Origin of the sequence: Streptomyces sp. NBC_00310, assembly GCF_036208085.1 — a bacterium.
Lineage (GTDB): Bacteria > Actinomycetota > Actinomycetes > Streptomycetales > Streptomycetaceae > Streptomyces.
In genome coordinates, this window is the sequence record NZ_CP130714.1 from 9,592,526 (window position 1) to 9,605,367 (window position 12,842).

Genomic DNA, 12,842 nt, shown 5'->3' on the forward strand with positions numbered 1-12,842 from the left:
AGCTTCGGACCGTGCGCGGGAGCGGCCCTGACCGTGGCGTTGCCCGCGGCCGTCAGGAAGGTGAAGAACCTCGGTCCCCGCCCTCGCTCCCACACCCGGTCACCCTCGCGGCCGAGTACCGGGGTGGCCCCCGGTCAGTCCTCCCGCGCACGGGTGCGACGGGCCCATGACCGATTCCGTCGCCCACCGCCCCGAGCCGCCGCCGCAGGCTCCCGGCCCGACCCCGGTCACCGAGCGGATCGCCGAGAAGCGGATCGCCGAGGAGAAGGCAGCGCCCGTCACCGGCGCGGGGAACCGCGCGATCAGCCACACACGGCCGGTACCGACAACGCGCCGACGCCCTCACCCCCCCACACACACACCCTCGCCCCCACACCCCCACACCCCCATGCCGAGACTCGAACGCCCCGCCCGGCATGCCCCCACCCCCCGACCCCCTGAAACTGACCCCATGCCAGGACCCGCCCCCGACCCCCGCACCAAACCCAGCCGCATCGAGGACTACGCCCTCATCGGCGACCTCCTCACCGCCGCCCTCGTCGGCAAGGACGGGAGCGTCGACTGGCTCTGTCTCCCCCGCTTCGACTCGCCCGCCTGCTTCGCCGCCCTGCTCGGCGACGAGGACAACGGCCGCTGGCGCATCGCCCCGGCGGACGAGAACGGTCCGTACGCCCGCCGCCGCTACCGGGACGACACGCTGATCCTGGAGACGGAGTGGGAGACGGCCGGCGGCCAGGTCCTGGTCACCGACTTCATGCCGTGCCGCCAGGGCGCCCCCTGCGTCGTACGGATCGTCGAAGGGCTCTCCGGCACCGTCGACATGCGCATGGACCTGCGGCTCCGCTTCGACTACGGCCGGGTCCTGCCCTGGATGCGCCGCCGGGACGGGCATCTGACGGGGACCGCGGGGCCCGAGTCGGTCTGGCTGCGCACCCCCGTGCGGCCGGTCGCCCACGGCACCGTCCACACCGCCGTCTTCCCCGTCACGGCAGGCGAACGGATCCCCTTCGTACTGACCTGGCACCCCTCCCACCTGCCCGCACCGGAAGAGGTGGACGCGTTCGAGGCGCTGCGCACCACGGAGGCGTACTGGCGCCGCTGGCTGCGCAAGCTGACGTACGACGGGCCGTACCGCGACGCCGTCGCCCGCTCCCTGATCACCCTCAAGGCCCTGACGTACCAGCCGACCGGCGGCATCGTGGCCGCCCCGACCACCTCCCTGCCCGAGGAGATCGGGGGCGTCCGGAACTGGGATTACCGTTTCTGCTGGCTGCGGGACGCGGGCATGACGCTGGAGGCGTTGCTGCGCAGCGGCTTCAAGGCCGAGGCGGACGCCTGGCGGGGCTGGCTGGAGCGGGCGGTGGCGGGGCGGCCCGAGGACGTGCAGATCATGTACGGCATCGCGGGGGAGCGGCGGCTCACCGAGTGGGAGGCCGACTGGCTGCCGGGCTACGAGGGGTCGCGCCCGGTGCGGATCGGCAACGCGGCCGCCGCGCAGCGGCAGCTCGACGTACCCGGTGAGGTGATGGACGCCATCCATCTGGCCATCGGCTGCGGACTGCGCCCACGCCAACACCTGGTCTCCCTGCAGGCGGTCTTCCTGGACCACCTGGAGCAGGTGTGGACCGAGCCGGACCAGGGGCTGTGGGAGATGCGCGGCGCCCCCCGCCACTACACGCACTCCAAGGTGATGTGCTGGGTCGCCTTCGACCGGGCGGTCAAGCTGGCCGAGGCGCACTCCCGCCCCGGCCCGGTGGAGAGATGGCGGGCGGTCCGCGACCGTATCCACCGAGAGGTCTGCGAGCAGGCCTTCGACCCGGCACGGAACACCTTCACCCAGTCGTACGGCTCCCGCGAACTCGACGCCGCGCTGTTGCAGATCCCGCAGACCGGGTTCCTGCCGCCGGACGACCCGCGGGTGATCGGCACCATCGAGGCCGTGCGGCGCGACCTCCTCAACGACGGGCTCGTGGCTCGCTACTCGGCGGGCACCGACGACTCCCCGGACGGCCTGACCGGCGGCGAGGGCGCCTTCCTCGCCTGCTCGTTCTGGCTCGCGGACGCCCTGCGGATGATCGGCCGGGAGGACGAGGCCCGCGCCCTGTACGAGCGGCTGCTGGAGCTGCGCAACGACGTCGGACTGCTCGCCGAGGAGTACGACCCCCGCGCCCGCCGCCAACTGGGCAACTTCCCGCAGGCGTTCACGCACGTCCCGCTGATCCGGGTCGCCTACGAGCTCGACCGTCACGCCTTCCACGCGCGCCGCGGCAACCCCAGGGCGGCGCCCGGGACGCCCCCCGGACCGAAGGAGGGATGAGGAGTGCCCCGGGTTCCTCGGCAGGGCCGTCGAGCTCCTGCTCGGCAGGGAACGCCGGGGCCCGCCCCCTCCATCTCAAGGCGGCGGGCGGCGCCACCGCCGTACTCGTCGAGGTGATGCTCCTTGGCTCCTGGGCCGTGACCGCCGCCGAGCACGGCGCGCCGCGTGCCAACCTGCCCTCGTACCCGAAGGCCCTGTGGTGGTCCATCGAGACGGTGACCACCGTCGGGTACGGCGACTGACCGGTGTCCACGCCTCGGACGTCGCAACCATTCCTCGGACACCCTCTTGACGCACGGCGTGGGCGGCTCGACACTCCAGGTGGGGTATTTCCTAGTGAACAGGTAGGGAATGATGGGGCGTCTGGAGCCGGTGGTCACTCGTGTGCCGCGCACACGCCGGCAGTCCCTCCTTCTGACCTCCCGCCGTCACATCGATCTGCTGCGCGTCTGCAGCGCGAGAAGCCCCCTGAGCTGAGCTGACCTGAGCCGAGCCGAGCCGAGCCGAGCCGCGGCGTGGCGCGCCGCAGCGCTCGCGCGTCCGTGTACTCGCGTCATCGCGTCATCGCGTCATCGCCGCGTCATCGTGCAACCGTGCACCAGAACCCCCGGGGAGACACATGTCCGCCATGCCCGTCCATGCCCTGAACGCCGTTCCGTCGCCGCGGCCCCTGCCCTCCTTCCGGGGGCGGATCGGCTGCGACGCCCGCAGTGGTCACTACGCCGTACCGCGCCGCTACCGGCTCCATCTCTCGCTGTCCTGTCCGGGAGCCCTGCGCATCGCCGTCGTGCACAGCCTCCTCGGGCTCGCCGACGCCTGTCCCGTGACCCTCCTGCCCGCCGTGCCCGACGGCCTGAACGGCGAGCACTCCGCGCTGCGCCCGCTGTACGAGGCGAGCGCCCACCGCTACTCCGGGGCGGCCGTGGCGCCGGTGCTCAGCGACGACTGGTCCGGACGCATCGTCAGCACCCATGCCCCCGACATCATGCGCGACCTCGCCCGACGCTTCGGCGGCGGCCGCCCCGAGCTGTACCCGGAGGGGGCGGAGGCCGAGATCGAGGGTGTCGCGCGCCTCTGCGAGCAGGGCATGGACGCCGCCGCGCAGCGCGCCGGCCGCGCCGACGCCGACGACCCGGAGCGCCGTGAGGCGCTCGGCTCCCTGCTGCGCACCCTGCGCTCGCTGGACGCCCGGCTCGCCGGACAGGAGTACCTCCTCGGCGACGAACTCACCGCTGCCGACGTCGAGTTGTGGGTGGCGCTGGTGCGGCTCGACACCGTGCACCGCTGGCACCTGGACGCCTCCGCCGTGCACCGCGTCGCCGACCACCCGCACCTGTGGGCGTACGCGCGCCGACTCGCCGCCCACCCCGCCTTCGGCTCCCACCTCGACCTCGACGGCATCGCCCGCCGTCATCACGCGCACTGTCGGGGCCTGGAGGCGGCGGGTGCCGCCGTACAGATCCTGGACTGGGCCTCCCACGTCCCGGACCAGGCCGTATCGACAGGCGGACAGGCGTCCCATGTGCTGGACTGACGTTGACAGCGGCCCGCGGAGCCTGAGTTACTTACGGCCACCCGAAGAGCACGAGGCCCCCTGGGCCGGAAGAGCGATGGTGACGGACATGTACGCAACCCCGAGGCACGCCGCATGGCGCCGCCAAGGTTGCGTACCGCTCTGCGCCGACCGCGCCGTCGATCTGCTCCGGGTCAACAGCGCACTGTGTAGCGCACGCTAGCGCGGTCCGGGCCCGACCCGGCGCCGTGCTCCCGTCGAGGCTGACGGTTCCCCCGAACCTCTGAGGCGCCGCACCAGCGGTCCGTCCTCTTTCGCCAGCCCCGGTGTCGTGCGCATCCGTGTGTCTTCCGTGCCTCCGTACGGCGAGTGGTCCCCGCCCGCCGTGCGACCGACGAGCGGTCCCGTCCGCCGTACGGCCGAAAGCGCCCGCGTCGCCTGGGGTTCTCGCCACCCTCGACTACGTGAGCTCCGGCCGCGCCGGCCTCCGGGTGCAGATCACCGCCCGGCCGAACGAGGCCGCCCACTTCGGCCGCCGTACCGTCCCGCGCATCGAGGCCTACGACAGCCCGGACGCGCAGGAGGTGGTGACCGAACTGTTCGACGAGGCCGCCGACTACGTCGAGGTCGTGCGCCGCCTCTGGGACAGCTGGGAGGACGACGCGGAGATCCGGGACGTGAGCACCGGCCGCTTCATCGACCGCGACAAGCTGCACTACATCGACTTCGAGGGCCGCCACTTCAGCGTCAAGGGCCCCTCGATCACGCCACGTCCTCCGCAGGGCCAGCCCGTCGTGAGCGCCCTCGCCCATGACACCGTCCCGTACCGGCTGGTGGCCCGCCAGGCCGACATCGGCTACGTCACCCCGCACGACACCGACCAGGCGCGTGCGATCGTCGCCGAGATCCGCGCGGAGCAGCGGGCCGCCGGGCGCGCCGACGAGCCGCTGCACGTCTTCGGCGACCTGGTGGTCTTCCTCGACGACGACCCGGCCGAGGCGGCGGCCCGACGCGAGCGCCTCGACGCGCTCGCGGGTGAGCCGTACACCGGTGACGCCCGGATCTTCACCGGAACACCGGCCCAACTGGCCGTCCTGTTGCAGGAGTTGGCGGCTGTCGGTCTGACGGGCTTCCGGCTGCGGCCCGCCGTCGTGGGCCACGACCTCCCGGCGATCACCCGCGGTCTCGTGCCGGAACTGCAGCGCCGCGGCGTCTTCCGCCGCACCTACGAGGCCGAGACCCTGCGCGGACTGCTGGGCCTGCCCCGCCCCGCCGACCAAATATACGACTTGGATGTCGTCGGCCGTCCCGACACCTTCACCGTCCTCGCCGCGCTCGCCGCCGTCACCGAACGTCTGGGACTGACCGGCACCATCAACTCCACCTTCAACGAGCCGTACGAGGTGGCCCGCCAGTTCGCGAGCCTGGACCACCTCTCCGACGGGCGCGCCGCGTGGAACGTCGTCACCTCCTGGGACGCCTTCACCGGCGAGAACTTCCGCCGGGGCGGCTTCCTGCCGCAGGAGGAGCGTTACTCCCGCGCCAAGGAGTTCCTGGCCACGGCGAACGAACTCTTCGACTCCTGGAACGGGGACGAGATCGTCGCCGACCGGGAGACGGGCGTCTTCCTGCGGGACGCCAAGGCCGGAGCCTTCGTCCACACCGGGCGGCACTTCGACATCGAGGGCCGGTTCAACGTCCCGCGCTCACCGCAGGGCCGCCCGGTCGTCTTCCAGGCGGGCGACTCCGACGAGGGCCGCGAGTTCGCCGCGTCGAGCGCCGACGCCATCTTCAGCCGGTACGCGAGCCCGGACGCGGGCCGGGCCTTCTACACCGACGTCAAGAACCGGCTCGCCCGCTACGGCCGCCGCGACGACCAGCTGCTCATCCTGCCCGCCGCGAGCTTCATTCTCGGCGACACCGACGAGGAGGCGGAGGAGCTCGCCCACGACGTCCGCCGGCAGCAGGTCAGCGGCGCCACCGCGATCAAGCACCTGGAGTTCGTCTGGAACCGGGACCTGTCCTCCTACGACCCGGAAGGCCCGCTCCCCGACATCGACCCGGACGTCAGTGACACCCATATCTCCAAGGGCCGTGCCCAGGTCCGCATGTACCGCGATCCGCTCGCCACCGCCCGTGAATGGCGGGAGCTCGCCGCCGCCCACAACTGGTCCATCCGCGACCTGGTCATCGAGACCGGCAACCGGCAGAACTTCATCGGCACCGCCGAGACCGTCGCCCACACCATCGACGCCTACGTCCAGTCCGACGCCGCCGACGGCTTCATCCTCGTCCCGCACATCACTCCCACCGGCCTGGACACCTTCGCCGACAAGGTCGTGCCGCTGCTCCAGGAACGGGGTGTCTTCCGCGCGGACTACGAAGGCACGACGCTCCGCGACCACCTGGGCCTGGACGCGCCTTCCTAGCCGCGCCCGGGTGGTCCCGTTCGGGCGAGGACGTCACCCTCGTGGCGCTCGCCGCCAAGTCCCGTTGCCCTCGAAGTCGCCCGGCGACCGGCCGAGGAGGGCGTCGACGTCGAGGTGATCGACTCGCGCGGCTGGTGCCCCTGGACACGGCCACCATGCTGCGCTCACGCCGTACGAGACCGACCGCTCCAGCAGCTTGTGCAGCGGGTGCGCCCCACCGTCGGCCGAGTCATGAGGACGGTCCGCGACCTCGCCGCATACTGACTGCCCGTCAGCTTTCAAGCGGACCCACCTCTGGGAGGAACGGCGATGACCAAACGGATGCTCCTGCGCTCGGGCCATGTCGTCACGATGGATCCCGTCATCGGTGACCTGCCCAAGGGTGACGTCCTCGTCGAGGACGGCACGATCACGGCGGTCGAGCGCGAGATCGGCGCGGACGTGGACGCCGAGGTGCTCGACATGGCCGGCCGTATCGTCATCCCCGGCTTCGTCGACACCCACCGGCACACCTGGGAGGCGTCGATCCGCGGCTGCGCCCCGGACGCCACCCTCGACGACTACTTCGTCGACGTCCTCGACACCTTCGCCCCCGTCTACACCCCCGAGGACGTCTACGCCGGCAACCTGGCCGGCACCCTGGAGTGCCTCAACGCGGGCATCACCACCCTCGTCGACTGGTCGCACATCAACAACACGCCCGAGCACCCGGACGCCGCGATCCAGGCGCTGACGGAGACCGGCATCCGGGCCCAGTACGCGTACGGCAGCGCCAACACCTCACTCGCCGACTACTGGTTCGACAGCAGCATCGCGGTACCCGGTGACGACGTACGCCGGATCCGCGACCGTCACTTCGCCTCCGACGGCGGCCTCCTCACCATGGCCCTGGCCGCCCGGGGCCCCGGCTTCTGCACCGACGACGTCGTCACCCAGGAGTGGGGACTCGCCCGCGAGCTGGGCATCCCGATCACCGTGCACGTCGCCATGGGGCGCCTGGCCGGACGCTTCGGCATGGTCAAGCAGTTGCACGGACTCGGGCTGCTCGGCTCCGACACGACCTACGTCCACTGCTGCCATCTCAGCGAGGACGAGTGGCGGATGGTGGCCGACAGCGGTGGCACGGTCTCCATCGCCGCCCAGGTGGAGACCCAGATGGGGCACGGCTGGCCGCCCGTGGCACAGGCGATCGAACACGGGCTGCGGCCGTCCTTGAGCATCGACGTCGTCACCACCGTGCCCGGCGACATGTTCACCCAGATCCGGGCGGCCTTCGCCGCCGAACGGGCCCGGGTCAACGCCGACTGCTGGACGGCCAACCTACCCGTACCGGCCACCATGTTGACGGCACGTCAGATGTTGGGGATCGCCACGCTCAACGGGGCCCATGTGGCCGGCGTGGAGGACCGTACCGGCTCCCTCACCCCCGGCAAGCGGGCCGACATCGTCGCTCTCGACGCCACCGCCGTCAACATGGCGCCCGTGCACGACGCGGCGGCGGCCGTGACCCTCAGCGCGGACGTCTCCAACGTGGACACCGTCATCGTCGACGGCGTGGTCCACAAGCGCGACGGCAGGCTGCTCGCGGACGTCGGCCGGGCCCGCCGTCTGGTCGAGGAGTCACGCGACCGGCTGCTGGCGGCCGTGGCGGCGAGGAAGCAGGACGCGTGACGAACCACGCGATACGACGAGCCGCCGAGATCCCCCGACTGCCGTACGGCAGTCGGGGGATCTCGGCGGAGCGCGATCAACGGCGAGGAGGACGGCGTCGTTTACACCGGCTTCGGCATCCGAGAACTATGGCCGGACGGCGGCCGCTACTGGCTCGCCGCCGGCGGCACGATCGGTGCCCCTCCCGGCCCCGCGAACTCGCCGGCGCCCTGGCGTGGCGCCGACGGGCCGCCTCTCGACCATGCGGGACGCGGTCGGCGCCGTGGACTTCCTCCTCGGCAACCGTTCGGTGGACGCGGTGAACGTGAATGCCGACGCGGGTGGCTGCTGCCCTGACACCGCGTGCCCGCCGCGCTCTCAGTCCTGGCGCGGCCAGTTCTCGGCCTCGAACATCCACCGCTGCTTCTCCAGCTCATAGGTCAGGGAGATCAGCAGGTCCTGCGTGACCTTGTCGGCTTCCTCCGTGGCGTCGATACGCTCGCGCAGCCGACCGATCGCCGTCTCCAGCGCCTCCACCAGTAGCCGTACGACCTCGTCGTCCCGCAGCCAGCCCTCCTTCGGCCCCTGCAGGGCGAACCGCGCCGCCACGGTCTCGGGCCGTCCGTCCGGGGCGACCCCGAGCGCCGCCGCGCGTTCGGCGACCTGATCGGCGAACGACCGTGCGGTGGACACCACCTCGTCGAGCTGGAGGTGGATCGAACGGAACCTCGGTCCCACGATGTTCCAGTGGGCCTGCTTCCCGATCAGCGAGAGTCCCAGCAGATCCACCAGGCTCTCCTGCAGCGCGTCGCCCGCGATCCGGCGGGCGGGCTCGGGAAGGGTGCTCCTCACTATCGTCATGACGCGTTACTCCTCATCGCTTCGTACCGGCGAACGCCTCGTGCCGGGCGGCGTCGGCGCTTCCCGCCCTGCGGAGCAGGTCGGTGCGTTCCTCCTCGCCCATGCCGCCCCACACGCCGGCCGTCTGCCCGCTGCCGAGCGCCCAGTTGAGGCACTCGCGGCGTACCGGGCAGCGGGCGCAGACGCGCTTGGCGGCGGCGACGTCGTCGAGCGCCGGTCCTGTAGTGCCCACGGGGAAGAACAGTTCGGGGTCCTCTCCCACGCAGGCCGCTCTCAGCAACCACTCCATGCGGGGCCGGGTGCCCCGGTCGGACAGGGGGAAACGCGGCATACCGCGCGCGTGGAACCAAACGCTCCGCGGACTCGGCGCGTATCGGCGGCCCCGGTGGGAGCGGGTCTCAGCGCCCCAGCACGTCGTCCACGAACTCCTTGACGTCCGCCAGCACTTCGCCCTTGTTCGTCTCGTTGAAGACCTCGTGCCGGGCGCCCGGATAGACGCGTTCGGTCCACTCGGTGCCGCGGAACTCCTCGATCCCCGTGCGGCTGCCGGGCAGCGGCACGATCCGGTCGTCGTCGCCGTGCAGCCACAACAGCGGAAGCGGACCGATGGACCCGCTCTTCGAGATCGTCTCCAGGGCGCGGTCGATGGCCTCCAGCGTCGGCCGTTTGAACGGGCCGTGCCACACCAGCGGATCGTTCGCGTACGTGGCGCCGACGGCCATGTCCCGGGAGAGCAGCTTCGGGTCGAGCGGGACGTCGGGCAGCTCCGGCGCTCCGAGCAGCACCCGCAGGGGCTCCCAGATCCCGATCAGCGGCCCGGACAGCACGACCGCGGCGAGCCCGGCGCCGTACCGCTGGGCGTATCGCGCGGCGATCAGCCCGCCCATGGAGTGGCCGATCAGCACCAACGGCAGACCCGGATACGCGGCCCGGGCCAGCCTCTCCACGGCGTGCACATCGGTGACCACGGCCTCGAAGTCCTCGATCAGCACCCGCTCGCCCGCCGACCTGCCGTGCCCCATGTGATCGGGCCCGAAGACCGCCGCGCCGTGCCGCACCAGGGCATCGGCGACGTGTTCGTACCGGCCGACGTGCTCGCCGTAGCCGTGCACCAGCAACACGACGTACCGCGCCCCCTCGCAGGGCCATTCCCGTGCGGTGACACCGCCCCGCGTACCGGCGAAGCTGTGCTCGCGCGAGTCGGCCATGACTCCTCCAACCACGTCGGGGAAGGTACCCGGGGGATCTTGCCAGCCCGTCGGACGATGGTCCATGGGCCGTCCGGGGCGAAAGGCCGAACCGGACGGCAGGATCAACTGGCGAGACGGTCCTGTCGTGCGCAGATAGGTGCGCATAGCATCGGACCCCGCATGAACACGATGACTCTCTGGCACCTGTCCACGGCCGAGTTCGCGGCCCTCGCCTTCGCCGCCCTGCTCGTCGGCTTCTCGAAGACCGCCGTGAGCGGTGCCAACACGGTCAGCCTCGCGATCTTCGCGGCGGTCCTGCCGGCCCGCGCCTCGACCGGCGTCCTCCTGCCGATCCTCATCGTCGGGGACGTCCTCGCCGTACTCACCTACCGCCGACACGCCCACTGGCCCACCCTGTGGAAGCTCTTCCCGGCGGTCGGCGCCGGCGTCGTCTTCGGCACCCTGTTCCTGATCTGGGCCGACGACCAGATCGTCCGCACCTCCATCGGCGCGATCCTGCTGCTGATGACGGCCGTCACGATCTGGCGCCGCCGCACGGTCGACAAGGACGACGAACCCGACGCGATCACCACCCGCGCGGGACGCGTGAAAGCCCGTTCGTACGGCGTCCTCGGCGGCTTCACCACGATGGTCGCCAACGCCGGCGGCCCCGTGATGTCCATGTACCTGCTCTCGGCGGGCTTCCGGAAGCTCGGCTTCCTGGGCACGTCGGCCTTCTTCTTCCTCATCGTCAACGTCTCCAAGGTCCCCTTCAGCGTGGGCCTCGGCCTCATCGACGCGCACTCCCTGCTGCTGGACGCCGCACTCGCCCTGTTCGTCGTGCCGGGCGCCTTCCTGGGCAAGTGGGCGGTGAGCCGCATCAACCAGAAGCTGTTCGAACAGCTGGTGATCGTCGCGACGATCGCGGGCGGCCTGCAGCTCCTGCTCCGCTGAGGTCGCCGAACTTCCCCCTCCGTGTCCACCGCTGTCCGGCGTGTCGGTGCGCCCCCTCCGTGTCCACGGTCGTCCGACGCGCCGGTGCGCCCCCTCCGTATCCACCGGCGTCCCCACCGGTGTCCGGGACGAGCCGTCGCGTGGCCGCGCCGCCCCAGTCCCCGCGCCGCCCTAGTCCCCGCGCAACCGGGGAGCCCAGGCTTCCGCGTCCACCGCACGCCCGTCCCGCTCCACGACGCCCGCCAGCCGCCGTGCCCAGGCTCCCACCCCGGCCAGATCGACGCCGTAGGGACGAGGCCGTCCGTTCCCGGCCCCCCACTCCTCGACGGCCCCCGCACCGCGCCGCAGCAGCCGCGCCCCGCCCCGTACGTTCCCGCGTGCCGAGTGCGTGAGCCCCACCGCGAGCTGGGCGAGCCCCCGCCACAGCGCGCGCTCCTCGTCGGGCCCGGACTTCCAGGCGTCCTCGAAGACCTCGTGCGCGTGGAACGGCTTCCCCGCGTCCAGCAGCGCCTGCGCCTCGACGACCGTGTCCCGGGGATCCCGCACGACTCCCTCGGGCTGCCGCTCCACACCCGGCGCCCCGTACGGCAGCGGGCGCCCCAGCCCGTCCCGGGGCCGTGCGCTCCGCGCCCGCCCCTCCTCGTCCCGGTCCCGCCCCTGCGCCGTCCCGTCATCCGCTGTCCCGCTCATGCCTCGATTGTCCCCCGCCGCTCACCGGCTGCGGGGCAGGGGCCGACGTACGGTAAAGTTCTCAGTGCGCGATCACGCGGTTCACCGCGGACAGCGCACCGGGACGTGGCGCAGCTTGGTAGCGCACTTGACTGGGGGTCAAGGGGTCGCAGGTTCAAATCCTGTCGTCCCGACTCGAAGGAGTCGCAGCTCAGGGGCTGTTTCGGAGCTATCCGAGACGGCCCCTTCGCCGTGTGCGCTCACACGGGTTGCGGGGCGAAGGGACGCAGTTCGTCCGCTCCGGACCGGACGACGCCGTAGGTGCTCTCGGGGACCTCGTTCCAGGCGCCGGGCAGATCTCCCAGGGGTTCGGAGACGATGAGGCGGGTCTCGTCGGACACGTCCCGCAGGAACGCCAGGTCGGGGTGGAGCGAGCGCAGTGTCTCCACCCGGGTGCTGTAGAACAGCGAGCGTGACGTCTTCTGGCTGGAGTAGCGGAAGGCCCACAGCGCCTCTCCGTCCGTCACGGCGACCGTCATCTGCAGCGGGAACTCCACCCCGTGCTCGTGACCGGTCCGCTCCACCAGGCCCGCCATCCGCGCGACCGCGCCCGGAGGGTCCTCCTCCAGACCGAGCGTGAGCGCCAGGTAGAACATCAGCTCGGAGTCCGTCTGTCCTTCGATGTCGGCGAAGAGCTCCGGGGCGACGGCCATGGAGAGGTCCCGCCGGAGCAGGTGGAAGTCGGTGATCGCGCCGTTGTGCATCCACATCCAGCGGCCGTGCCGGAACGGGTGGCTGTTGGTCTGCTGCACCGCCGTACCGGTCGAGGCCCGGATGTGGGCGAAGAACAGCGGGGAGCGGACGTGGTCGGCGATCTCCCGCAGATTGCGGTTGCTCCATGCCGGACCGGTGTCGCGGACGACCGCGGGCGTCTCCAGGTCACGTGAGTACCAGCCGATGCCGAAGCCGTCACCGTTGGTGGTCTCGACGCCGAGCCGGGAGTGCAGGCTCTGGTCGATCAGGGAGTGCGTCGGCCTGTAGAGGATGGTGTCGAGCAGGACGGGTGTTCCCGAGTAGGCGAGCCACCGGCACATCGGTTACCACCTTCCTGCCGAACGGGCCGTTGTGCACGTTCGGGCCGTTCGGGTCGAGGCGTGAATCGGCCTTCCCATGGTCGTCCGACAGCCCTTTGATCGCCACACGACGAGCACTCCGGTCGGCATCCGCGCAGACGCGCGTCCGTGTGCGAACAGGTACGA

At 71.6% G+C, this 12,842-nt stretch carries 9 protein-coding genes, 1 tRNA gene and 3 pseudogenes; 8 read left to right on the forward strand and 5 right to left on the reverse strand.

Annotated features, from left to right (window positions below):
- Positions 1-451 precede the first annotated feature (451 nt).
- From OG202_RS41840 to OG202_RS41865, 6 genes and pseudogenes are all read left to right on the forward strand, one after another.
- Complete coding sequence (locus OG202_RS41840) at positions 452-2,317, forward strand: glycoside hydrolase family 15 protein (protein ID WP_326574490.1); 1,866 nt, start codon at positions 452-454, stop codon at positions 2,315-2,317.
- 37 nt (positions 2,318-2,354) lie between these two features.
- A pseudogene (locus OG202_RS41845) lies at positions 2,355-2,556 on the forward strand (ion channel); the annotation flags it as partial.
- Between the two features lie 380 nt (positions 2,557-2,936).
- Positions 2,937-3,851, forward strand: coding sequence for a glutathione S-transferase C-terminal domain-containing protein (locus OG202_RS41850; RefSeq protein WP_328224452.1), 915 nt, complete (start codon positions 2,937-2,939; stop codon positions 3,849-3,851).
- 320 nt (positions 3,852-4,171) lie between these two features.
- Positions 4,172-4,840 (forward strand): annotated as a pseudogene (locus OG202_RS41855) (LLM class flavin-dependent oxidoreductase); the annotation flags it as partial.
- A gap of 195 nt (positions 4,841-5,035) precedes the next feature.
- Positions 5,036-6,259: pseudogene (locus tag OG202_RS41860) on the forward strand (NtaA/DmoA family FMN-dependent monooxygenase); the annotation flags it as partial.
- Between the two features lie 309 nt (positions 6,260-6,568).
- Positions 6,569-7,930, forward strand: coding sequence for an amidohydrolase family protein (locus tag OG202_RS41865; protein WP_326574483.1), 1,362 nt, complete (start codon positions 6,569-6,571; stop codon positions 7,928-7,930).
- Positions 7,931-8,287: 357 nt separating this feature from the next.
- On the opposite strand, the gene OG202_RS41870 is transcribed toward OG202_RS41865, so the two are convergent.
- The 3 genes from OG202_RS41870 to OG202_RS41880 form a co-directional block, all read right to left on the reverse strand.
- Positions 8,288-8,770: a Dps family protein gene (locus OG202_RS41870; RefSeq protein WP_326574482.1), complete on the reverse strand. Its 483-nt coding sequence runs from the start codon at positions 8,768-8,770 to the stop codon at positions 8,288-8,290.
- Positions 8,771-8,783: 13 nt separating this feature from the next.
- A complete protein-coding gene (locus OG202_RS41875) occupies positions 8,784-9,059 on the reverse strand; it encodes a WhiB family transcriptional regulator (protein ID WP_326585524.1) in 276 nt (91 codons plus the stop codon).
- Positions 9,060-9,168: 109 nt separating this feature from the next.
- On the reverse strand, positions 9,169-9,978 hold the full coding sequence (locus tag OG202_RS41880; RefSeq protein WP_326574481.1) for an alpha/beta hydrolase: 810 nt from the start codon (positions 9,976-9,978) through the stop codon (positions 9,169-9,171).
- 162 nt (positions 9,979-10,140) lie between these two features.
- Between OG202_RS41880 and OG202_RS41885 the strand changes: the two genes are divergently transcribed.
- Positions 10,141-10,914, forward strand: a complete 774-nt coding sequence (locus tag OG202_RS41885; RefSeq protein ID WP_328224453.1) for a sulfite exporter TauE/SafE family protein — start codon at positions 10,141-10,143, stop codon at positions 10,912-10,914.
- A gap of 171 nt (positions 10,915-11,085) precedes the next feature.
- On the opposite strand, the gene OG202_RS41890 is transcribed toward OG202_RS41885, so the two are convergent.
- Positions 11,086-11,604: a DUF309 domain-containing protein gene (locus OG202_RS41890; RefSeq protein ID WP_327726732.1), complete on the reverse strand. Its 519-nt coding sequence runs from the start codon at positions 11,602-11,604 to the stop codon at positions 11,086-11,088.
- A gap of 99 nt (positions 11,605-11,703) precedes the next feature.
- On the opposite strand from OG202_RS41890, the gene OG202_RS41895 reads away from it, so the two are divergent.
- Positions 11,704-11,777: transfer RNA gene (locus OG202_RS41895), tRNA-Pro, on the forward strand.
- A 66-nt stretch (positions 11,778-11,843) separates the two neighbouring features.
- On the opposite strand, the gene OG202_RS41900 is transcribed toward OG202_RS41895, so the two are convergent.
- The gene (locus OG202_RS41900; RefSeq protein ID WP_328224454.1) at positions 11,844-12,677 is read right to left on the reverse strand and encodes a class II glutamine amidotransferase; all 834 of its coding nucleotides are present in this window, start codon (positions 12,675-12,677) and stop codon (positions 11,844-11,846) included.
- Positions 12,678-12,842 lie beyond the last annotated feature (165 nt).

Excerpts from the sequence above, each read along its gene's own strand:
- OG202_RS41840 (WP_326574490.1), top strand. The coding sequence starts at position 452 with ATGCCAGGACCCGCCCCCGACCCCCGCACCAAACCCAGCCGCATCGAG.
- OG202_RS41885 (WP_328224453.1), top strand. The coding sequence starts at position 10,141 with ATGAACACGATGACTCTCTGGCACCTGTCCACGGCCGAGTTCGCGGCC.
- OG202_RS41880 (WP_326574481.1), bottom strand. The coding sequence starts at position 9,978 with ATGGCCGACTCGCGCGAGCACAGCTTCGCCGGTACGCGGGGCGGTGTC.
- OG202_RS41850 (WP_328224452.1), top strand. The coding sequence starts at position 2,937 with ATGTCCGCCATGCCCGTCCATGCCCTGAACGCCGTTCCGTCGCCGCGG.
- OG202_RS41890 (WP_327726732.1), bottom strand. The coding sequence starts at position 11,604 with ATGAGCGGGACAGCGGATGACGGGACGGCGCAGGGGCGGGACCGGGAC.
- OG202_RS41900 (WP_328224454.1), bottom strand. The coding sequence starts at position 12,677 with ATGTGCCGGTGGCTCGCCTACTCGGGAACACCCGTCCTGCTCGACACC.
- OG202_RS41875 (WP_326585524.1), bottom strand. The coding sequence starts at position 9,059 with ATGGAGTGGTTGCTGAGAGCGGCCTGCGTGGGAGAGGACCCCGAACTG.
- OG202_RS41865 (WP_326574483.1), top strand. The coding sequence starts at position 6,569 with ATGACCAAACGGATGCTCCTGCGCTCGGGCCATGTCGTCACGATGGAT.
- OG202_RS41870 (WP_326574482.1), bottom strand. The coding sequence starts at position 8,770 with ATGACGATAGTGAGGAGCACCCTTCCCGAGCCCGCCCGCCGGATCGCG.